This window comes from Alkaliflexus imshenetskii DSM 15055 (assembly GCF_000517065.1).
Classification (GTDB): Bacteria; Bacteroidota; Bacteroidia; order Bacteroidales; family Marinilabiliaceae; genus Alkaliflexus; species Alkaliflexus imshenetskii.
In genome coordinates this window covers 2,356,302-2,378,969 of record NZ_KI912105.1, presented here as the reverse complement: position 1 = coordinate 2,378,969, position 22,668 = coordinate 2,356,302, and the positions used below count along the sequence as shown (strand labels likewise).

The window sequence follows — 22,668 nt, the reverse complement described above, 5'->3', positions numbered from 1 at the left end:
GCCAATCAACCAATGTCTGTCACACATGTTCCCCAAACGTAGTATTATGAGCGTGGCCTGATGCGTAATCTCTGCCCGGGTTGAATGCGACGGGCATCGGTTATGTTGTTCAGGCGCAGGATGTCTTCATTGGTAACTCCGGGATATTGTTGCGCAATGCTCCAGATGTTGTCACCCGAGCGTACAGTATGCCAAACATAATCATCGTCGTTGCCAGGAGCAGTTGAGGCTGACACAACGGCAGTTGGTGCAGCAGGCCGGCTAGAAGTTCTGCCCATGCGTGTATCGGCAACAGACTGATAGTGTGCCAGTCTATCGCGGGGTACATAAACAACCAACTGTTGACCAACGCGAATCAAATTTCCGTTGATATTGTTCCAATACCTCAAATCAGACACACGAACATTGAACCAACCGGCAATGAGCCCTACAGCATCACCAGATTTAACGGTATAATATACAGGTTCCCTCCCTGCAGGTGCTACCGCGGAATGCGTGTTATTTGATGGCGTCACCACCAATTGGTTGTTCGGAAAAAATTGAGTGCGACGATGCGCATATATTGTGTCTTCAATTGCAGCAAAAGCTGTGGTTTGGTCAAAGGCGAGGCGCAGTGGATAGGATTTTGTGAGCGCCGGAATCACATCTTTCCGATACTGAGGATTGAGTTCCCTGATGGCATCGACCGGAATTTGAAGCATATCAGCGATCTGTTCAAAATGGAGAGGCCTGCTCACCATAATGGTATCAGTGGCAACAGGCAGATTTATTGGACGTGCGTGAAGGTTATGCTCACGGGCATAAGTGAATGCGTAGGTTGCGGCAATAAATGCAGGCACATAACCTCTTGTTTCGCGCGGCAAGCCATAGTAAATTTCCCAGAAATCACGTTTGCCTCCGGCGCGTCGGATGGCTCTATTCACGTTACCGGGACCACAATTATAGGCAGCAATTGCCAAATGCCAATCGCCATAAATATCGTAAAGGTCAGACAGGAAGCTCACAGCAGCCTCGGTAGCTTTAAACGGATCGCGGCGCTCATCTATATAGGAATCAACTTCCAGTCCGTAACGCTTACCTGTGTGATACATAAACTGCCAGATGCCTGATGCGCCGGCTCGCGACAATGCCCTTGGATTAAGCGCCGACTCAATCACGGCAAGATATTTAAGCTCCATTGGCATATTGCGTGCATCAAGTGCAGCCTCAAACATCGGAAAATAATATTCTGCTAGGCCCAGCATGTTTTCCATCTGTTCGCGTCTGCGCTGAGTGTAAAGCCGTATATAGGACTTTACCTGGTTGTTAAAAGGATAATAGATGGGAGAATTGATTGATGCCAGGCGTTGAATATAGACTGAATCAGGTAACTCTTCGTACAAAAACTCAGCCGATTCAATGATTGTATCAACTACAAAAGCAGGAACAGCTGGTCGGGCATGCCATAGGTTAACTAAACTATCTAGAGATGCGGCTGAAAACTCCCGATACTCTCCAGGTTCGTTATTCTTGGGTCCTTCGGCATAAAGATTAGCCCCAATTTGGGTAAACGCAACTAACAACACAATCAAAATCTTCTTCATATTCAATAATTTATCAATATCCAAGTGGATAAAACCATGTCACTCATACGCAAAAAAGCATTGAGAGTTATAGATTAAATCTAAAAAAGGAACGCACTAAAACTGGAGTCTCAACTGAAAGCCAAAAGCATTTCCAGTATCGGGAAATGGCTGTAAAACAACAGGCTCAAGTCGAAATGAGAGGTCATCGCTTATATCAAAGTCATAAAAATGGGCATCGATGGTGGCATCAATAATATTCAGAACATATAGAGCCGCCATACCGATATAGCTCAAATCACGATATCGTTTATAATATCGTCGTTTGTTGTCAAGCGCACGCTGAAACCAATCAGCATAGGGCCCGTGCACATCGTCGAGGGTTAAAGGCGAGCGTCGCAGCACCCACTCATAACTTGTATTTCCCGGGTCGCGAATTAGAAAGTCCCGATAAGCCGATCGGTAGCGATTATAGTACTTTGAATTAAAATGGATGGCATAGGCAAAACCACCAATACCGCCATATAAAATAGGTACTTTCCAGTACTTTTTGTTATAAATCTGTCCCATGCCCGGAAACACGGCTGAATAGATACTGGCTTTGTGCGGAGAGTGTTTGTAATCGTCAAAGACTAACACCACTTCATTTTGAGAAGGGGTAACTGCCAGAGTGTCCTGATACTGCGCACCAGCCAATACCGGGAACATGCTCCACAGCAGGCTCAAAAAACCTGCATATATAAAATTACAGGTCAAACGCTGCCTAGCATTCCAATTTAGCCACATCAGGTATTCGCCTTATCGAGGATTGAGATAATTTTTTCAAGTTCTTCGTCTGAGCGGAATGGAATGATGATTTTACCTTTACCATTGTCACTTCTGGAGAACTGTATATTGGTTTTAAAGAAATTAGACAGCTGATTCTTTAATGCCATATAGGCTTCACTCTGAGCACTTTCAGTTGTCTGACTTTTCTCTTTTGCAACAGGCTCCTCAACATTACTGCCAAGCGTGCGCACTAACTCTTCAACTTTTCTTACAGAATAATCAAACTCAACGATTTGGTTAAAGAGCGAAAGTTGCACCTCTGCATTTTCTACGTTCACAATGGCACGCGCATGTCCCATCGAGATTTGCCGTTCACGCAATCCCAACTGAATTTCGGCAGGCAGCTTCAGAAGTCTGAGGTAGTTGGTGATGGTGGAGCGCTTCTTCCCTACTTTGTCGGAAAGGTTCTCCTGAGTGAGGTTACATTCATCAATCAGTCGCTGATAACTAATGGCCACTTCGATTGGATCGAGATCTTCACGCTGGATATTCTCCACAAGCGCCATTTCCAACATGATGTCATCTTCGGCATCACGCACGTAAGCAGGCACTTTTTCGAGACCGGCCAACTTGGCGGCTCTAAAACGTCTTTCACCTGCAATTAACTGATAACGATCTTCACCAATTTTGCGGAGGGTAAGTGGTTGCACAATGCCCACTCCCTTTATTGACAAAGCCAACTCATTCAACCGCTCCTCATCAAAATGTGAACGTGGCTGCCATGGATTGGCCTCAATCTTACTTATCTCTATTTCGTTTATCGAAGCAGTAGGACGCGGACGTCTTACATCTTCGCTATTATCAATTAATGCTCCTAATCCTCTTCCTAATGCGCTTTTTTTTGTCATCTTAACTAATGTCGTAGTAACCAATTACTTATTTATGATTTTATCCTTATTATCCATTTTAGTCATGTTGTTCTTCTGCAACAACTCGCGTGCCAGGTTGAGATAGTTTGTTGCACCTTTTGATGCCGCATCATACATCACCACAGCTTTGCCATAACTGGGAGCTTCGCTGAGTTTGATGTTGCGGGTTACAAGCGTCTCAAACACCATGTCCTGGAAGTGCGTCTGAACCTCTTCCACCACTTGGTTCGATAATCTTAAGCGAGAATCATACATGGTTAGCAGAAATCCTTCAATTTCGAGTTCAGGATTTAGCCTGCTTTGAATAATTTTAATGGTATTGAGCAGTTTACCCAATCCTTCGAGCGCAAAATACTCACACTGCACAGGGATTATAACAGAATCGGCCGCAGTTAATGCATTCACGGTTATCAATCCCAATGAAGGAGAGCAGTCGATAAGAATAAAATCATAATCATCCCGCACCTTTTCAAGTACTTCTTTGAGCACATACTCACGCTTGGGCATATTCAGCATTTCAATCTCCGCACCAACCAGGTCGATATGGGATGGCAGAATAAACAGGTGATCAATTTCAGCTTTAAGAATGGCTTTTTTGGTATCTACTTTATCAATGATACATTCGTAGATGCTGTTCTCAATATTGTTAAGGTCAAAACCCAGACCCGATGTGGCATTTGCCTGAGGGTCGGCATCAACTACAAGTACATTATACTCAAGAACTGCAAGGCTGGCAGCCAGGTTAATGGCTGTAGTAGTTTTACCAACGCCACCCTTTTGATTCGCAAGAGCAATAATTTTTGCCATAAATAGAACGATTTAAAATTCAGGTGCCAAAATGTAAATATATCAGTTTTCGACGAAAGCCAAAGTTAATCTTTTATTAAAAACAAAATAAGATTATCAGAATTTATTTACACTTCAAGCTGAGGGTCAATCCTTTACAAATAAGCCCGACAAAACATTTTTGTTGAGTCAAATTGGATGGTAAAAAAGTGATTTTGAACGGCAAAAAAGCAGTAAATGCCCAATATATAATGAATTTGGGCTTTTTAATGATGGATAGAACCTGTAACTAACGTTTAATAAATACTTCCATCTGGTTGTCAAAATTCAAGTAATAACGTCCGCGCTGCAATCCGGAAATGTGTATGCGATCGCCAAAGCCTTTTACGACGATGCGGCCAAAGCCATCATACAATTCATACATGGTGTTATCGGTGAAGCTGATGTCTGAACCATCAGATGTAACAGAAAAGCGCACGGGTTGTCTATTGGTGCGATGTACCACTTCGGGCGAATACTTGTGATTTCGGGTATGGTCGGTTTGACGGATACGAAAGCGGTTCTCTCCACCGTGCGGACGTACAGGGAGTGAGTAGGTATGTGTTCCAGGCACACCCTTTCCAATAACTTCGCCTACGGCTACCCATTTGTTCCAACGAAACTGTTCAACCACAAAAGGGAGTGAACCCGACTCATTCCGGGATGTCCAGGTGATGCGCTCTCCGTTAACTCTCAAATCTTCAACTTCAAAGGTAGCCCGTGGACTTAGCACGTCGCGGTTAAGCACGCGTGGGGTACAACCGTCCTTGTGGTTAATTCGGACAACAACAGGATCTCCCAAACGGAAACCATAAACTGCCAGGTCGATTTCAAAAGCGCTGGAATTTATTTCATCTGTAGTGGTCATTCCGTTTACGGTCACTTCAAACACGCAAAATCCCACACCAACGGCCGCAAATGGGTTTTTCACGTAGATGTTTTCACCCTGATAAGCACCCTTAATTTCGATAAAACCGGCATAAACCGGCATATATGAAATGGCCATTAGTAAAACCAGGAGACGTCTCATCAGTTGAAAATTTATTAAATTAAAACATTATGCTTCAGCAACGAAAAATAACACCAAGGTGCAATTTAAAAAAACCTTTAAGCCTTTGCAAAAAAATATTTCAGGATTCCACCATCTTCAGGTTATATTTGACAAATGCGCCAATTAAATCGGGTCAACCCAATCTCCGCTCTCTTTAATTAAATCAATCAATGCATCTACAGCCTCTTCCTGAGGCAAGTTCCGACTCACCAGCTCACGGTTTTTAAATAAAGAGACCACTCCTGGGCCAGCACCTACATACCCATAATCGGCATCAGCCATCTCTCCTATTCCATTCACGATGCATCCCATAACGGCTATTTTAAGGCCTTTCAGATGCGAAGTCTTACGTCGCACCTCTTCGGTAGTTGTTTGTAAATCAAACAATGTGCGTCCACAACCCGGGCACGATATATATTCGGTACGTGAAAATCTCACACGAGAGGCTTGAAGAATTCCAAACTGCGTTTCAACCACCGATGCCAGAGAGACGTTAGGCGCATGAATGGATATGCCATCGCCAAAACCATCAAGAAAAAGCATTCCGGTATCGGCACCGGCAATAATCTGCAGGGCACTTTCATCCGTCAGCTTATAGTGTCGGTGCACAATCACAGGATTGGTTATAGCATGGTGATTCATTGCTAAAAAGAATGCCCGCTGCTCGGCAACACCGTTTATGTTGTTGGTGGTTAAAAGAATCACCACGTCAGGGTTCCTTTTAAGATAGTCTGTTGTCTCGTCATTTACATCAGGATAGCCCATCTGCACAAACCTTAATCCCTTACATTTATTGGTTAGCAACATTTCGGGGCTAAAGAGTGGAATCAATTCTGGTCTGCCTGGAAAACCCTCTTCAGAATTGCATGGCACAATCATTACAACACTTTCCCAGCCAATGGGTAATATGTACTGTTCCGAATCGATGATTACGGCCTCAGGAACCATCTTACTTATGCCTGATTGGGTATTTCTAAGGTCGGCAATAACAACAGGTGGTTTACTGCCACCAAAAACGCCTGTTTCATGCGCACTTCGTCTGATATATGCATAGGGACTATAAGATGTATCATCAACCTCTTTGATGGGTTCATGATTCTGGAATGTCTCGAAGTGCATTTTAAGCATTTGGGCAACCGGAATCTCCTTCTCGGGATCTTCCGTTAACGAAACCCGGATGGTATCGCCCAGACCGTCGGCTAAAAGAGCCCCAATTCCCACCGCCGATTTTATGCGTCCATCCTCACCACTACCGGCTTCTGTCACACCCAGGTGAAGCGGAAAATTCATCCCTTCGGCTTTCATGGTGCTAACCAGTAACCTCACAGTATGCACCATCACCCTTGTATTGCTCGATTTGATGCTCAGCACAATGTCACTAAAGTTCTGCTCCCGGCAAATACGAAGATACTCCATACACGATTCTACCATACCTTTTGGGGTGTCGCCATAGCGTGCCATGATGCGATCAGACAAACTGCCGTGGTTTGCCCCAATGCGAATGGCGGTACAATTTGCCTTACAGATATCCAGAAATGGCAAAAACTTTTTCTTCACCTCTTCAATTTCCTCCTGGTACGTTTCGTCGGTATAATCCTTCTCACGAAACTTTTTTGCACCATCGGCAAAATTACCGGGATTGATACGCACCTTATCCACCACTGTAGCAGCAATTGCCGCTGCGTTGGGATTAAAATGGATGTCGGCCACAATCGGAAAATGATAGCCCTTTTGCTGAAGGATACGTTTAATCTCTTCCAGATTATGCGCTTCACGACGTCCCTGAGTGGTAATCCTGACAATTTCGCCACCCGCCTCAAAAATTGAGATACATTGGGCTGCTGTAGCTTCAGCATCTAAAGTATTAGTGGTTGTCATAGACTGAAGCCTTACCGGATGCCCGCTACCTAAAAGCACACTTCCCACTCGAACTTCTTGAGTAGCGTTGCGGCGATAGCGAAACAATGACTTGCAATAGGGAAATATTTTTCCTGAGCTCATATTTAATCTGTTATGATTATTTCAAAAAAAGAAATGCGCCATATAATGACGGTTAACAATCATTTCAAGGTTTTAATCCGGCAACCTGAATATTTTAATCAGCCACTAAATTATCCCCTCTTTACCGAAATTTAATAACTTTAAGGCATAAAAAAATCAAAATGTCGATATCTGTAACTGATGTTTCAAAATTTTATGGCCGGCAACAGGCTTTAAAGAGCGCTTCATTTGAGGTCAAAAGTGGTGAAATTGTTGGTTTTCTGGGGCCAAACGGTGCTGGTAAATCCACGATGATGAAGATTCTTACCGGATATTTACCTGCGTCGTCCGGGAAAGTAGCAGTCTGTGGCCTTGATGTGACTGAGAATAGTATCGAGTTGCGACGCAAAATTGGATATCTGCCCGAACACAATCCACTCTATACCGACATGTATGTGACCGAATACCTGCGTTTTGTGGGAGGTATATATCATTTGCCTGACATCAAAACCAGAGTTGAAGAGATGATTGAAATGACCGGATTGCGTCCCGAATGCCATAAAAAAATCCGAATGCTCTCAAAGGGATATCGCCAACGCGTAGGGCTGGCCCAAGCGCTGCTGCCCGACCCGGAAGTGCTCATTCTGGATGAACCCACAACCGGTTTCGACCCCAATCAGGTTGCAGATGTTCGAAACCTTATCCGAACTTTGGGAAAATCAAAAACCATACTCCTCTCCACCCATATTATGCAGGAAGTTCAGGCGATATGTGAACGTGTCATTATCATTCATCAAGGACAAATTGTAGCGGATGAAAAAACAGCTAAACTGGACACCATTCATACCGCAGGCGATACGATTATCGAAGTTGAGTTTGACCGGCAGCCGGCTCCGGAACAGCTTATTGCCATTCAGGGCATTATGCGTGCCGATTACAATGGTTCGTCATGGGTTATAACCTCCCAACCTTCCAGCGATGTCAGAGGCAGCATCTTTAGATTTGCCGTGGAAAATGATTTGATACTTTTGGGAATGAAACAGCAGAAACAGTCACTTGAAGATGTGTTTCAGGCCTTAACTACGAAATAAATCAAGGCGCCAGAATCTCTCTGTTCCACTTCTCGTTATCTCGCGTAAAAGCCACACGCTGGTGCAATCTGCCGGGACGCCCCTGCCAAAACTCAAAATAGTCAGGCATCACATTGTATCCGCCCCAATGCAAGGGGCGCGGAATGTCACGCCCTTCGAACTTCTGAGCGTAATCGTTAAAACGCGCTTCCAGCGAAACAAGTGATTTAAGAGGCTGACTTTGCGGCGAAGCCCAGGCGCCAATCTGGCTCTCACGGGGGCGCGATGCAAAATAGGCATCAGACACCTTTTCAGACAATTTTGTCACTACACCCTCTACCCGTAATTGCCGCTCTAGGCCAGACCAAAAAAACAGAAGAGCCACATGCGCATGCTCACTCATTTGGCGCCCTTTGGCACTTTCATAATTGGTATAAAATTGCAATCCGGAACCATCCATCCCTTTAAGCAACACAATGCGAGAATGAGGCTTACCAGATTTATCAACCGTTGATAAACTCATGGCGGTTGGCTCTTCATGTTCAAGACGTATGGCATCATCAATCCACTCTTTCATCTGAAGCAGTGGATTTTCGTTTAGCTTCGACAGGTCGATGTGGTGCTTTAAAAAATCGGTTCTAATGGAAGCAATATCTTTGTGTTTCGTCATCTTTCAATATTCTTTTATTTGTTGGCCTGAAGAACTCCCTCACAGCAACTATTCATGTTCAGCATCATCAAAAAAATTAACCAGCCATAACTTACGTATGGTTTATAGTTTGACTTGCATTGTAGAACAGAACCAACTTCAAAAAGTTTGATATTTGACCAACATCTTGACCCATTCAGAGAAAAACAACATCTAAGGATTCGTCCCCCAAAAAAAGAGAGAAGAGCGTATAAACATCTCAAAAAGGTGATCTTAAACATTTTTTTTAATGGCCGGATATTGATATAAAATCGTAGTTTTGCACAGTTTTTAATTCGACCGTTTCTTGTTAATGTTTAAAATCAATCCCTGCAAATACAACGGATTAGGAGCATTGACACATCTTACCTGAGATTCATTTTCAGGATGTGGAATTAAAAATTTCTGACTGGCGATAAATGTTAGATAGGATGATTAGTGAAGCAGATGTCTGTCCCCAAAACAAATCCATCCTGAAAAGCACCAACTCTGGTCGGAGTAAGCATCTGGTTATCAATTATACAACATACACATAAAACTGTTATCAAAATGGGTTACAAGTCAGTTACAGCCGAGGAGGCAGTAAAAGTTATCAAGTCGGGTGACAGGGTTCACCTCAGTAGTGTTGCAGTAACGCCTCATGCCCTAATCAGAGCCATGGTAGAGCGTGGCCGCAACAGAGAGTTTGAGAATGTAAGAATACAGCACATCCATACAGAAGGACCCGCGCCTTATGCTGACCAGGAGTTTGAAGGCGTATTTCAGCTTGAGTCCTTCTTTGTAGGTGGAAACGTGCGCAAATCAACCCAGGCCGGTTATGCTGATTACATCCCCGTTTTCCTGAGCGAGACACAAAAGTTGATTCGCCAGGGCTATCTGAAAGTAAATGTTGCGCTGGTTCAGGTATCTCGTCCTGACAAGCATGGTTTTGTTTCATTGGGAACCTCAGTGGATGCCACTCTGGCTGCTGTTGAAAACGCAGACATCGTTATAGCCCAGGTTAATAAACATGTGCCACGCGCATGGGGTGATGCCATGATTAGCCTGAAACAAATCGACTATGTGGTAGAGCACGATGAGCCGCTTTACATTCACCACAACGCTCCGCTTACCGATATTGAAAAAGCTATAGGACGTAACGTGGCTGACCTTGTTGAGGATGGAGCATGTTTGCAAATGGGTATTGGTGGTATTCCGAATGCCGTATTGGCAGAACTTGGTAACCATAAAGATTTGGGTATCCACACCGAAATGTTCTCAGATGGTCTGTTGCCATTGATTGAAAAAGGTGTAGTGAACGGAATGAGAAAGCAAATTGACAAAGGTAAAATTGTTGCATCATTCTTAATGGGTTCACAAAACTTATACGATTTTATCGATGACAACCCACAAGTAGCCATGATGGATGTGTCTCACACCAACGGCATTCATGTAATTCGCAAAAACCATAAAGTTACCGCCATCAACTCAGCACTTTCGGTTGACCTTACCGGTCAGGTTTGTGCTGACTCAATTGGTACCACTCACTACTCGGGTGTTGGAGGTCAAATTGACTTCATCCGCGGTGCAGGCCACTCAGAAGGCGGAAAACCAATTATTGCGATGCCTTCGGTAACATCAAAAGGCGTATCAAAAATTACCCCAACGCTCATGGAAGGCGCAGGCGTAGTAACTACCAGAGCAAACATGCACTGGCTGGTAACAGAACATGGCGCTGTGAACCTTTATGGAAAAACTTTGCAGGAACGTGCCCGTCAAATTATTTCGGTTGCCCATCCTGATCACAGAGAGATGCTCGACAGAGCAGCATTTGAGCGCTTTGGTCCTCATTACCACTATATTGCCAAAAAGTAATCTGGCATAGAACATAAAAAAAGGGTCGCAATGCGACCCTTTTTTTATATCAACAAATATGCAATCTATCTATATCGCTGACTACCAGAGGTGGTTGTGCCTCGCACCATTACTGGGCCGTTTCCAACATTTAGTTGATTGGCGCCACGGGTATCGCCCACCGATACTGAGCCCGAAGTAGCACGCAAATCAAACGTCATCCCAGCCAAATCACTTCCAAAAGAGATGTCTATACTTCCGGATGAGCTTTTAAAATTGCTGTTACCTGTAAGAATTACTGCACTACCCTTTATTCCGCCACTGGTGCTGGTTAGGTTCAGACTCCCCACAATTTCCCGCACTTCAATACTCCCTGATGCAGTGGATGCAGCCACATCCCCTTTTACACCACTAACCGATACACTTCCTGAAACAGATTTCACCTCGGCACTGCCCATCACTTCAGAAATATTGGTAGAACCGGATGTGTTACCTGACTTCATATCACCCATCACAGACTTCACCACAATGCTTCCGGAAACGGACGATACATCTGCTGCGCCACCCACCGAGACTAAATTTAAGGCACCGCTGACCGAACGGGCATGAAGCGTTCCTGAAACCATATTTGTTTTAATGCTGCCCGAAACACTTTTAGCCTGAAGATTGGCAGGAATGTTCTCAGCAACTATACCTCCAGAGACACTCTCCAAAATGGTGTTCTCTCCGCCCACGCCAACTACTTTTACCTCACCCGACACATTTTCGACCTTTATGGCAATACCGGGAGGCACTTCAAAACTCAGGAATCCTTTAAGTTGTCCTGTAATTCTGGCTGGTTGCTCAATCCACACATCCAGTACTCCGTTTTTCAATGTGTGATGGATTTTAAGCCCATCAACACGTCGAATGGCTCTTAGTTCACCGTCAAGCTCAACTGTTCTTCCAGAGGCTGGCTGTATTTCAACTTTGCAGAAAGCACCCTTTACATGAATACTCTCAACACCATGAAAGCTTTCACGCACTTGGTCTGCCAATTCCTGCGCTTCTGATTTGGGCATGAAAAAGAATGACCAAATCAACACTAGGGTAATGATTTTTAACATAACAAATAATGGATTAGAACGATAATGACATCTCTAAAAGAGGACTATAGGCTCACGAAGCCATATTGACAACTCCGAAAGACAATTGTATGACGGTTAGGCTGCAAAAACGTTACAGCCATCCACACAAAAAAATATGAAGTAAAAGTACAATTGTTATAGCACGGTGTCAACCAACTTTTTAATGTCGATTCCACCAAAGTTTCCGGAGGTCATTATCAATAGATTCCAGGGGTCAGCGTGCGTTTTTTCAAGCAGTTGCTTTAATTTCTCAGCATCGGTAACTACAGACGACACAGGTATGTTAAAAGCAGAAGCAACCTGCTCCGGTGTAATTTCGGGTAATTTCTTATGAGCCAGTACACCAGGATTGTAAAAAACGATGGGTTTATCGGCCATTATCATGGTGTCATGATATTGTGGCAAAAAGGCGGCATTCAGGCTGCTAAACGTATGCAATTCAATACATGCCGTCAAATGTCTTTGAGGAAAACGCTCCTTAACTGCAGTCACAGTTGCCTTTAGCTTGGAGGGTGCATGGGCAAAATCATAAAACACTGTAGATTGGTCGTTCTGGCCAAGAATCTGCAGACGGCGCGAGGCTCCCTTGAATGAACTCATTGCCGACAGAAAATCGTCTGCTGACATGCCAAGCTCGATACAGATATTCATTGCACCAGCCATATTTTGAAGGTTATGCTCGCCAAATACAGGTGCTGGATATGATTTTCCATCATACAAAACCATAGTGGACTGCCCCGCAAAAGTATGCTGGAGTGAGAAATATGGAATGCTATCCATATCGCCCTCAATCTCATCCATAATCTCCAATAGCGTTTCGTCACCGCCATACCAGGTAACATACCCTCCAGCTTCTACTGACTCCACAAACAACTTAAATTGTTTGTTATACATCTCAATATCGGGAAAAACATTGATGTGATCCCAGGCCACACCAGTGATTACAGCCAGATGCGGTTTGTACCAAAGAAATTTAGGACGTGGATCGATGGGAGATGACAGATACTCGTCACCCTCAAAAACAGCGATTTTTGCATTCTGAGAAAGACGCACCATGGTATCAAACCCTTCGAGTTGGGCGCCCACCATGTAGTCAAAATCAATGCCTACCCACCTCAGCGCATGCATAATCATACTGGTTACAGTAGTTTTTCCATGGCTACCGCCTACTACCACACGCTTTTTTCCTTTGCATTGTTCATACAGATACTCAGGATAGGAATAAACTTTAAGCCCCAATTCCAAAGCACGCATCAACTCAGGATTATCCTTACGGGCATGCATCCCAAGAATGATTGCATCCAACGAAGCATCAATGATTCCGGGATTCCAACCTTCGGTGGCAGGTAAAAGGCCATGAGCAGCCAGTCGAGAACGGCTTGGCTCAAAAATCTCATCGTCGGAACCCGTAACCAAGGCGCCATTCTCTTTTAAAGCTATTGCCAGGTTGTGCATTGCACTTCCACCTATTGCTATAAAGTGAACTCTCATCTATTTAAGTATTAATGACGTATGCACAGATTAAAGCAGCATCCGTAGTTATCCCAAATTTAGACTTAATTTATAAAAAACAGCATGGCGTATCAATATTGATTAAAAATGATTGCCAATTTTAGCATACACCCTAAAGACCATACAAATTTGGAGCTTGACGGATCCATTTTCTATAGTTGCATAGTCACAACGTTTAAAAGAAATACAACACCATAGCATTTCCCCCTACGGGAAGAAAAAATCCGGAAGGAAAAAATCTTGACTTTGATTAAAAATCTATTTAAAATTAAACCAATCTTAATGCTGAGTTCTGGCATACACATATTAACCATCACCGCATCTAAGAAAACAAAGAAAATATATTTATTAGTATCAAAACAAACCATGTGCCTTAACCTAAGACCCTGGCTGCGAGGCTTTTCTGAGCTGTTTTTTCCGAGAAACTGCAAAGGATGCAACAGTTCGCTATTGCACAATGAAACTTATCTTTGCCGGAGATGCATATCCAATCTGCCCCGTACCGGATTTGAAACCTGGAATGAGAACCCCGTTTTTCAAACGTTTTGGGGACGAGCACCCATCGAATTTGCATCCTCCATTTACTACTACCGAAAAGGAGAGCTTATTCAACAGCTTATTCACTCATTGAAGTATCGCAATAACCGGGAAGCAGGATTATTTCTGGGTCGTATTGCCGGTCGTCAGTTAATAAAATCAAAACTCTATCTGAAACCGGATTACATTGTACCGGTGCCATTACATCCCAAAAAACTCCGATCCCGCGGATACAATCAAAGTGAACTGATAGCCTGCGGGCTTTCTGAGACACTTGGAGTTCCCGTTTCAAATGAGTTAATGATGAAAATAAAACACACAGCCTCACAAACGCGTAAGAGCCATTACGAAAGATGGGAAAATGTAGATGGTATATTTAAAACAAGGGAACAACAAGCCTTTGAGAACACCCACATTTTACTCATCGACGACGTGATAACAACCGGCGCCACCCTTGAGGCATGCTGCAATGCACTTTTAGCCACGCCCTGGGTAAGAGTAAGTATTTTAACCATTGGGTATGCATCACGCTAACTTCTGCAAAACAGATGTGAGCTGTCGAAGGCCAACCGAGGCTTTATCCTTTATGATTGTAAGATGAGGATTGTGTGCCAATAATGGCTGCCCGGGATCGACAACAAACACTGGCACATCAGAAGCCACATAATGCAATAATCCCGCTGCAGGATATACATTTAGCGATGTACCCACAACGATGAAAACATCTGCCTCTGAAACCAGATCCTGGGCTTTATAAATCTCTTCAACTGTTTCGCCAAACCAAACGATGTGAGGTCTAAGTTGAGAGCCTTCCTCACATAAATCGCCAATTTTCAGTTCCCAATCATTAAGCTCATAAACCAAATTGGGGTTGGATGTACTTCTGGCCTTTTTTAACTCGCCATGTAAGTGCAGCACCTTAGAGCTTCCTGCCTGTTCATGCAAATCGTCCACATTTTGTGTTACTATTTGCACATCAAAATAGGCCTCTAAAGAAGCCAGAATATGGTGTCCTTCGTTTGGTGAAGACTCAAAAAGTTTCTTACGTCGTTCATTGTAAAAACGCAGCACAAGTTCAGGATTATGCTGCCACGCCTCGGGCGACGCAACCTGTGTCACATCATACGTTTCCCATATACCACCCATATCACGAAAAGTAGGTAAGCCACTTTCGGCACTCATACCTGCTCCGGTTAATACTACTAGTTTCTTCATTCTATAGAATCTACTTTATTACGATATAAAAAACTTTACCAACGAAGCTATGTGTGTCACAGATAATCCAAATCAGGAGATTGGATAGAAAGAGACTAAGTATAAAAGTACATACACATATCTCAAAAATAGCACTTAAACATAAAACAAAAACAAAAAACGTCGTTGCGAAATGTGCTTATTTTCTTATTTTTGCGTCTATCCAAAGAAATTAAAATGAGCACATCAAAAAAAATCAGAACAGCATTGATATCCGTTTTTTACAAAGACGGCTTGGACGAAATAGTTCAAACCCTTGACAAGCAAGGCGTAAAAATATACTCAACAGGCGGTACACAGAGTTTTATTGAGCATTTGGGAGTGCCTGTAACTAGCGTTGAAAGTCTCACCGGATACCCTTCCATTCTGGGAGGACGTGTTAAAACTCTCCACCCAAAAGTTTTTGGTGGCATTCTGGCCAAAAGAGAAGATGCAGAACACCAAAGCCAATTGAAGGAATTTGAGATTCCAGAACTTGATCTGGTTATTGTTGACCTATATCCGTTTGAAGAAACAGTAGCTTCAGGAGCTGACCACGCCAGCATCATCGAAAAGATTGACATTGGCGGTATTTCACTGATTCGTGCTGCTGCCAAAAACCATAAAGATGTGGTGATAGTGCCCTCAATGGAACAATATGCAGAACTTTTGCGCATCTTAAAAGAGAAGAAAGGCGAGACCACACTCGAAGATCGTAAGCGATTTGCCACCGCAGCCTTTGCGGTTTCATCAGCCTACGACTCGGCCATATTTAACTATTTCAGTAAAGGAGAATTTCCGGCATACCGCAACAGTGTGGACAACAGCATGCATCTGCGCTACGGAGAAAACCCACATCAGAAAGGGGTATTCTATGGCGATTTCAGTAAAATGTTTGACCAGCTCCATGGAAAGGAGATTTCGTACAACAACCTGCTCGACATTGACGCGGCTGTAGCCCTCATTGCTGAGTTTGAGGAAACAACCGTGGCCATTCTTAAACATAACAACGCCTGCGGGCTTGCCTCTCGTGCATCACTCACACAAGCCTGGCTCGACGCTCTGGCAGCAGATCCGGTGTCGGCTTTTGGTGGCATTATTGTTACCAATGTAGTTGTTGATGCAGAAGCCGCTGCCGAAATGGACAAGATTTTCTTTGAAGTGGTAATTGCACCGCAATATAGCGAGGAAGCCCTCGCCATCCTCAAACAGAAGAAAAACAGAATCATACTGGTGCAAAAGGAACAGTTTCTTCAGGATACAACATCCAGAACACTGCTCAACGGGGTGCTTGTTCAGGATAGAGACAGTAAAACTGAAACTGCGGATGATTTGAAAGTAGTCACAAGCAAGTCACCGTCACAGCAGGAAATTGACGACATGTTGTTTGCCAACAAAATAGTGAAACACTCCAAATCGAACGCCATTGTACTTGCCAAGAACAAACAGATGACAGCCAGCGGCGTTGGACAAACATCACGCGTTGATGCCCTGAGGCACGCCATTTCCAAAGCTAAATCTTTTGGTTTTGACCTTCAAGGTGCAGTTATGGCGTCAGATGCTTTCTTCCCGTTTGCCGATTCAATTGAGATAGCGCACCAGGCGGGTATCAGTTCAGTGATACAGCCAGGCGGCTCAATCCGCGACAACGACACAATAGAATTTTGCAACACCAACCAGGTATCCATGGTATTTACCGGTAACCGTCATTTCAAACATTAAAAAACAGAATCAATGGGATTGTTTTCATTCTTATCTCAGGAGTTGGCAATGGATTTGGGTACCGCCAATACCATCATCATACATAACGACAAAATTGTTGTAGATGAGCCCAGCATCGTAGCTCTCGACCGACGCACCGACAAACTGGTAGCCATAGGAGAAAGGGCACGTCAGATGCACGGAAAAACCCATGATAACATCTATACCATTCGTCCGCTGCGCGATGGTGTAATTGCCGACTTTAACGCTGCCGAACAGATGATTCGTGGCATGATTAAAATGATTGATGGCAACAAAAAGCGTCTATTTACGCCTTCACTTACCATTGTTGTTTGTATTCCATCGGGCAGTACTGAGGTTGAGATTCGAGCTGTACGTGACTCTGCCGAACATGCCGGTGGTCGTGAAGTATATATGATTTACGAACCCATGGCTGCTGCACTTGGTATTGGTCTCGACATTGAAGCGCCCGAAGGACACATGGTAGTTGACATAGGCGGTGGCTCAACCGAAATTGCAGTGATATCCCTGGGCGGCATCGTGACAAATAAATCCATCCGCATTGCAGGTGACGACTTAACTGCCGACATCATGGAATATATGCGCCGCCAGCACAATATAAAAATTGGGGAACGCACAGCTGAAGAGATAAAAATCCGTGTGGGATCTGCCCTGCCTGAACTGGACGAGCCGCCGGCAGATTTTATTGTGCAAGGCCCAAACCAGATGACCGCATTGCCAATTGAAGTTCCGGTTTCGTATCAGGAAATTTCCCATTGTTTGGAAAAATCCATCTCAAAAATGGAAACAGCCATTTTGAACGCGTTGGAACAAACACCTCCGGAACTTTATGCCGACATAGTGAACAAAGGCATATATCTGGCCGGTGGCGGCGCCTTGCTGCGCGGACTGGACAAAAGGCTGACCAACAAATTGAATATCCCCTTCCATATAGCTGAAAACCCACTTCATGCCGTGGCCCGGGGGACTGGAATTGCACTTAAAAACAGGCACCGTTTTCCGTTCCTGTTGCGATAATAAATCATGAAAACCAAATAACCGCAGTGTGCGCGTGAAACTGTCCTGAATTGCATAACGCCCCGTTGCGGTTATAGTGGTTTGATTGTGAAGATAAGTTTTTAACCCATTCACACGTTTAACCAGCCAGCTATAGGTTGGCACCAGGTGTGACAAACAGTTTCGGCATCATGAGAAACTTCATTCGTTTCATCATCAGATATCACTTCCTTTTTCTGTTTCTGCTGTTTGAAACGTTTTGTTTCTACTTGCTTATTAATTACAATCACCGTCACCAGGAGACATTCATAAACTCATCGGGCAAGGTAGTTGCATCGTTTTTAGAAATCTCAGGCACATTTAAGGATTATGTCTCCCTGCGCCGCGCCAACGAAGAGCTTTCGCGCGAAAACGCCCTGTTGCGCACGCAAATACCGGAAAACATACCATCCATTTCCGAACCAAAATTGGCACGACAAGAGTCTGACGACCTTTTTATCTACCAATATCGAGCGGGCAAGGTCATAAACAACTCCGTGCATCGTGCCCATAACTTTATCACCATCAATAAAGGCAGTAAACATGGGATAGCTCCCGAAATGGGTGTTATCTCGGCCAGAGGATTGGTTGGCATTGTGCGTCATGTATCGCCAAACTACTCCACAGCCATATCGCTTCTCAATAACCAGTTCAGGGTGTCGGCCAAACTTCGTGACAGCAATTACTTTGGTGTATTGGAGTGGGATGGCAAATCATACCAACATGCCATTTTAACTGAAATACCGGGACACGCTCCTGTTTCAACAGGCGATGCAATTGTTACCAGTGGATATTCCACCATCTTTCCTGAAGGCATACTGATTGGCACCATCGAAGATTACCAGCTTCATCAGGGTGAGGGCTTTTATGAAATAAGGGTAAAACTCTCGGTGGATTTCAAAAACCTGACCTACGTGGAAGTGGTTGAAAAAACTTCGGGTGAAGAGCAAAAACAATTGGAAAATCTGATGCAAAATGATTAACACACTTGGAAAATATATATTTCATTTCATTGTCATCATCCTTATTCAGGTATTGATTTTGAACAACTTGAACCTGAGTGGATACATCAATCCCTTTTTATACGTCATAGTACTGCTTACCTTGCCGGTTGAAATGCCGGGTTGGCTTCTTCTGCTAGCCGGAATGATAACGGGTTTGATTATTGATGCCTTTCTGAATACCATTGGCGTACACGCCTCGGCAGGCGTCTTTCTGGCCTATCTTCGCCCCTATTTTTTGCGATATCTGGCACCGAGGGAAGGTTATGAACCGGGTAGTCTGCCCACACCGTCTCATTTTGGTTTTGTCTGGTTTTTCAAATACGTGCTTCTGGCCGTTTTTGCACACCACCTGTTTTTATTCATAATAGAAGTGTTTACTTTTGAAGGGATATTGCGAACCATCTGGAAAACCATCGTCAGTACAATATTTACAGTGGGCTTTATCATGATTGCCCAGCTCTTTAGCGGATCAAAGAAAAAAGCATTTTAAAACAGCAACCAAGTGGGTAACAGCAACAGGAGCATATTAATCATTCTATTTTTTGTACTGATAGGGATTATCTTTATCATACGGCTCTTTGTACTTCAAGTAGTTGACCCATCCTATAAATACTCCGCAGAGAGCAACACGCAGCGAAAACTCACAGAGTATCCTTCACGCGGGCTGATTTACGATCGCTTCGGCAAACTACTGGTATCCAATCAGGCGGTGTATGACATTATGATTGTGCCGCGTGAAGTTGCCCCTTTTGACACAACCGATTTTTGCAATGTGCTTAACATTAGCAGGCCAGAGCTTGACAGGGCGTATGAAGAGATGCGGCGTAATATGCGTAGCAGACGAATTTCCAGCTTTAAACCCTCCGTATTCATCAAGCAGGTTCCGGCCGACCAGTATGCCCTTTTTCAGGAAAAACAGTATAAGTTTAAAGGATTCTTTGGACAGCGACGTACAGTAAGAAAATATGAATACCCGCATGCCGCGCACGTTTTTGGGTATGTAGCCGAAGTGAATGAAGCCACCATGCAGCGTGATCCCTACTATGCACTTGGTGACTATACAGGCATCAGTGGCATTGAAAACACCTATGAAAGATTTCTGCGAGGACGCAAAGGAGCCCGTTACGTAATGGTTGATGTACACGGACGCGAGAAAGGCTCCGTACGTGGCGGCAGAATTGATACCACCGCAGTGGCCGGCAAAAACATCACACTTACCCTCGACATTGACCTTCAGGCTTATGGAGAGGAGTTGATGCGTAACAAAACCGGCAGTATTGTTGCCATTGAGCCATCAACAGGCGAAATTCTGGCAATGGTTTCCAGCCCGGGATACGACCCTTCACTCTTGATAGGGCGCGAGCGCTCCAGAAATTTTCCGGTGCTCTCAAGAGATTCGTTGTCACCCCTCCTTAACAGGGCCATCATGTCAGCATATCCACCAGGTTCCACCTTTAAAATGGTTATGGGGCTAATCGGGCTACAGGAGAACGTATTGCGAACCAACACACCATACTCCTGCTCCGGAGCATATCACGCACGTGGGCTCTCTGTGGGCTGCCGGCACCACCGTTCTCCAGTTGATCTGATACCCTCTTTGGCCGTATCGTGCAACACCTATTACTGTATTGTTTTTCGCAACGTTTTAGATAATCCTGCTCATGGTTCGCCAAAAGCAGGGATCGAAAAATGGCGGGAATATCTTAACAACTTCGGCTTTGGCAAACGCTTAGGAAGCGACTTCTTTAATGAGAGCCGGGGATTTGTGCCAGGCTCCGGTTATTACGACCGTATCTATGATGGTCGTTGGAGTTCCCTAACCGTTATCTCTTTGGCCATTGGACAAGGAGAAATCTTAACCACACCCATTCAAATGGCCAATATGACCGCAGCAATTGCCAACAAAGGTCATTTCTACACACCCCACGTGGTAAAGGATATAGAGAACGATACAATACCATCGCGCTTTGAGGAACGACACCACACAGGCATTGACCCCATTCATTTTGATCCAATTATTGAGGGAATGGAGCAGGCTATATGGAGCGAAACAGGTTCAACAGCACGCATTGCACGTATTCCGGGCATCTCAATAAGTGGTAAAACCGGAACGGCGCAAAACCCACACGGTGAGAACCACAGTATATTTGTAGCTTTTGCTCCTAAGGAAAACCCACAAATAGCCATTGCAGTATATGTTGAAAATGCCGGATATGGCTCAACATTTGCAGCTCCCATCGCCAGTTTAATGGTCGAAAAATATCTCAACAGAGAAATTCATGCCAACCGCAAGTGGCTTGAAACAAGAATGCTTAACATAGACCTGATAAATGCGACAAAACATTAGCACCTTAAAGGGTATCGACTGGTTTACAGTTATTCTCTACCTTATTTTGGTTGGGTTTGGATGGCTTAATATTTATGCCGCTAATACCGACCCTGAGGTACCTGTATTTTTCGACATGGGGAAAGAGTATCTGAAACAACTTGTTTGGATAGGTTTTTCGATGGTCACTATTGGAATCATCTTTCTTACCGACAGTAAATTCTTTGTGGAGTTTTCCTATATTTTTTATGCTTTTACAGCTCTTCTACTCATACTTGTAATATTCTTAGGTGTAGAAATCAATTCTGCCAAAGCATGGTTTCAGGTTGGTGGCATGCGTTTTCAACCGGTGGAGCTGGCAAAAGTAGCTGCTGCATTAGCCATAGCACGTGCCATGAGTCGTTTCCAATTCTCGTTCAACAAACTTGAAGACATTGCGCGCTTAGCGCTATTATGGGTTACGCCAATTCTGATTATCATTCTCCAAAACGACACTGGCTCGGCGCTCGTCTATTTTGCCTTCTTCATTCCCTTTTTCCGTGAGGGAATGACACCATATATCCTGTTGTTTGGGTTTATAGCAATAGCAGTATTTATTCTCACGTTGATTATCCCGAACTACTCCATACTTTTGATACTATCTGCCGGACTATTTCTTTTAATGATTTTAAGGAAACATCTGAAAGAATCTTTAATAGGTCTGGCTGTGGCAGGGGTTTCGTATGGCATCGGAACCTTCATATTTAAAACTGAAACCGGCGAAACAAACTACGACATGGCTTTGATAACCGGCATGATAGCCGCATCGTTAACCGTAGGAACAATTGCATTGCTGCGCCAGTTTCCAAAAATTGGAGTTTACCTGCTATTATTTTGGAGTTCAGTTGTTTTTGCCTACTCCACCGACTACATATTTGAAGAGGTATTGAGCGACTACCAACGGTCAAGGATATTGGTGCTTATGGGTTTAAAAGAAGACCCTCTGGGTGCGGGATATAATGTAAATCAGTCGAAAATAGCAATTGGCTCTGGTGGGTTAACAGGCAAAGGTTTCCTTCAGGGCACTCAAACAAAATTCAACTTTGTGCCCGAACAAAGTACCGACTTTATTTTCTGTACAGTAGGCGAAGAGTGGGGTTTTCTTGGCACTTCCACTGTAGTAATACTATTTGTGATACTCTTGATGCGGCTGGTTTTTCTGGCAGAGCGACAGCATTCAGACTTCAGCAGGGTGTATGGATATTCAGTGGCAGCAATATTCTTTTTCCATATTGCTATAAACATTGGAATGACCATTGGTCTGGCACCTGTGATTGGCATACCTCTGCCATTCTTCAGCTATGGCGGCTCCTCACTTTGGGGCTTCACCATACTTCTGTTTATATTCCTGAAATTAGACACCAACCGCACGCAGCTAATTCGCTAAAACTCTTGCGTAGTAATTA

At 44.0% G+C, this 22,668-nt stretch carries 19 protein-coding genes; 9 read left to right on the top strand and 10 right to left on the bottom strand.

The window, feature by feature from the left end; genetic code table 11:
* Positions 1–44: 44 nt before the first annotated feature.
* The 6 genes from ALKIM_RS18210 to ispG all read right to left on the bottom strand — a co-directional run bounded on the left by ALKIM_RS18210 (position 45) and on the right by ispG (position 7,136).
* Positions 45–1,583 (bottom strand): lytic transglycosylase domain-containing protein, encoded by a 1,539-nt coding sequence (locus tag ALKIM_RS18210; RefSeq protein ID WP_052345514.1) that lies wholly within the window; start codon positions 1,581–1,583, stop codon positions 45–47.
* A gap of 96 nt (positions 1,584–1,679) precedes the next feature.
* Positions 1,680–2,288: a DUF5683 domain-containing protein gene (locus tag ALKIM_RS18205; protein ID WP_044118256.1), complete on the bottom strand. Its 609-nt coding sequence runs from the start codon at positions 2,286–2,288 to the stop codon at positions 1,680–1,682.
* A gap of 59 nt (positions 2,289–2,347) precedes the next feature.
* Positions 2,348–3,238, bottom strand: coding sequence for a ParB/RepB/Spo0J family partition protein (locus ALKIM_RS0109915; protein WP_026474507.1), 891 nt, complete (start codon positions 3,236–3,238; stop codon positions 2,348–2,350).
* 24 nt (positions 3,239–3,262) lie between these two features.
* Positions 3,263–4,066: a ParA family protein gene (locus ALKIM_RS0109910; RefSeq protein ID WP_026474506.1), complete on the bottom strand. Its 804-nt coding sequence runs from the start codon at positions 4,064–4,066 to the stop codon at positions 3,263–3,265.
* Between the two features lie 268 nt (positions 4,067–4,334).
* Positions 4,335–5,114, bottom strand: coding sequence for a hypothetical protein (locus ALKIM_RS0109905; protein ID WP_026474505.1), 780 nt, complete (start codon positions 5,112–5,114; stop codon positions 4,335–4,337).
* Between the two features lie 144 nt (positions 5,115–5,258).
* Positions 5,259–7,136, bottom strand: coding sequence for a (E)-4-hydroxy-3-methylbut-2-enyl-diphosphate synthase (gene ispG, locus ALKIM_RS0109900; RefSeq protein ID WP_044117870.1), 1,878 nt, complete (start codon positions 7,134–7,136; stop codon positions 5,259–5,261).
* A gap of 161 nt (positions 7,137–7,297) precedes the next feature.
* On the opposite strand from ispG, the gene gldA reads away from it, so the two are divergent.
* Entirely contained in the window at positions 7,298–8,206 is a 909-nt protein-coding gene (gene gldA, locus ALKIM_RS0109890) for a gliding motility-associated ABC transporter ATP-binding subunit GldA (RefSeq protein ID WP_026474503.1), read from the top strand.
* A 1-nt stretch (position 8,207) separates the two neighbouring features.
* Here the strand turns inward: gldA and pdxH are convergent, their stop codons facing one another.
* Entirely contained in the window at positions 8,208–8,855 is a 648-nt protein-coding gene (pdxH, locus tag ALKIM_RS0109885; RefSeq protein WP_026474502.1) for a pyridoxamine 5'-phosphate oxidase, read from the bottom strand.
* A 567-nt stretch (positions 8,856–9,422) separates the two neighbouring features.
* On the opposite strand from pdxH, the gene ALKIM_RS0109880 reads away from it, so the two are divergent.
* Positions 9,423–10,727 carry an acetyl-CoA hydrolase/transferase family protein gene (locus ALKIM_RS0109880; RefSeq protein WP_026474501.1) on the top strand — a complete coding sequence of 435 codons (1,305 nt, stop codon included), beginning with the start codon at positions 9,423–9,425 and terminating at the stop codon, positions 10,725–10,727.
* Positions 10,728–10,792: 65 nt separating this feature from the next.
* Here the strand turns inward: ALKIM_RS0109880 and ALKIM_RS0109875 are convergent, their stop codons facing one another.
* A complete protein-coding gene (locus tag ALKIM_RS0109875) occupies positions 10,793–11,812 on the bottom strand; it encodes a DUF4097 family beta strand repeat-containing protein (RefSeq protein ID WP_026474500.1) in 1,020 nt (339 codons plus the stop codon).
* A gap of 156 nt (positions 11,813–11,968) precedes the next feature.
* Positions 11,969–13,324 carry a UDP-N-acetylmuramate--L-alanine ligase gene (locus tag ALKIM_RS0109870; protein ID WP_026474499.1) on the bottom strand — a complete coding sequence of 452 codons (1,356 nt, stop codon included), beginning with the start codon at positions 13,322–13,324 and terminating at the stop codon, positions 11,969–11,971.
* Positions 13,325–13,711: 387 nt separating this feature from the next.
* Between ALKIM_RS0109870 and ALKIM_RS0109865 the strand changes: the two genes are divergently transcribed.
* Positions 13,712–14,416, top strand: a complete 705-nt coding sequence (locus tag ALKIM_RS0109865; protein WP_026474498.1) for a ComF family protein — start codon at positions 13,712–13,714, stop codon at positions 14,414–14,416.
* Here ALKIM_RS0109865 and ALKIM_RS0109860 read toward each other — a convergent pair.
* Positions 14,408–15,097 carry an SIR2 family NAD-dependent protein deacylase gene (locus ALKIM_RS0109860; protein WP_026474497.1) on the bottom strand — a complete coding sequence of 230 codons (690 nt, stop codon included), beginning with the start codon at positions 15,095–15,097 and terminating at the stop codon, positions 14,408–14,410. The two genes, ALKIM_RS0109865 and ALKIM_RS0109860, sit on opposite strands and share 9 nt — an antisense overlap.
* Positions 15,098–15,313: 216 nt before the next feature.
* Between ALKIM_RS0109860 and purH the strand changes: the two genes are divergently transcribed.
* The 6 genes from purH (at position 15,314) to rodA (ending at position 22,649) form a co-directional block, all read left to right on the top strand.
* Positions 15,314–16,837 (top strand): bifunctional phosphoribosylaminoimidazolecarboxamide formyltransferase/IMP cyclohydrolase, encoded by a 1,524-nt coding sequence (purH, locus tag ALKIM_RS0109855; RefSeq protein WP_026474496.1) that lies wholly within the window; start codon positions 15,314–15,316, stop codon positions 16,835–16,837.
* A gap of 12 nt (positions 16,838–16,849) precedes the next feature.
* Positions 16,850–17,875: a rod shape-determining protein gene (locus ALKIM_RS0109850; RefSeq protein WP_026474495.1), complete on the top strand. Its 1,026-nt coding sequence runs from the start codon at positions 16,850–16,852 to the stop codon at positions 17,873–17,875.
* A gap of 170 nt (positions 17,876–18,045) precedes the next feature.
* The gene (mreC, locus tag ALKIM_RS0109845) at positions 18,046–18,876 is read left to right on the top strand and encodes a rod shape-determining protein MreC (protein WP_026474494.1); all 831 of its coding nucleotides are present in this window, start codon (positions 18,046–18,048) and stop codon (positions 18,874–18,876) included.
* Positions 18,869–19,387, top strand: coding sequence for a rod shape-determining protein MreD (mreD, locus tag ALKIM_RS0109840; RefSeq protein ID WP_026474493.1), 519 nt, complete (start codon positions 18,869–18,871; stop codon positions 19,385–19,387). Before mreC ends, mreD begins: the two co-directional genes overlap by 8 nt.
* 12 nt (positions 19,388–19,399) lie before the next feature.
* A complete protein-coding gene (gene mrdA, locus ALKIM_RS0109835; protein WP_026474492.1) occupies positions 19,400–21,244 on the top strand; it encodes a penicillin-binding protein 2 in 1,845 nt (614 codons plus the stop codon).
* Entirely contained in the window at positions 21,228–22,649 is a 1,422-nt protein-coding gene (gene rodA, locus ALKIM_RS0109830; RefSeq protein ID WP_026474491.1) for a rod shape-determining protein RodA, read from the top strand. Before mrdA ends, rodA begins: the two co-directional genes overlap by 17 nt.
* Positions 22,650–22,668 lie beyond the last annotated feature (19 nt).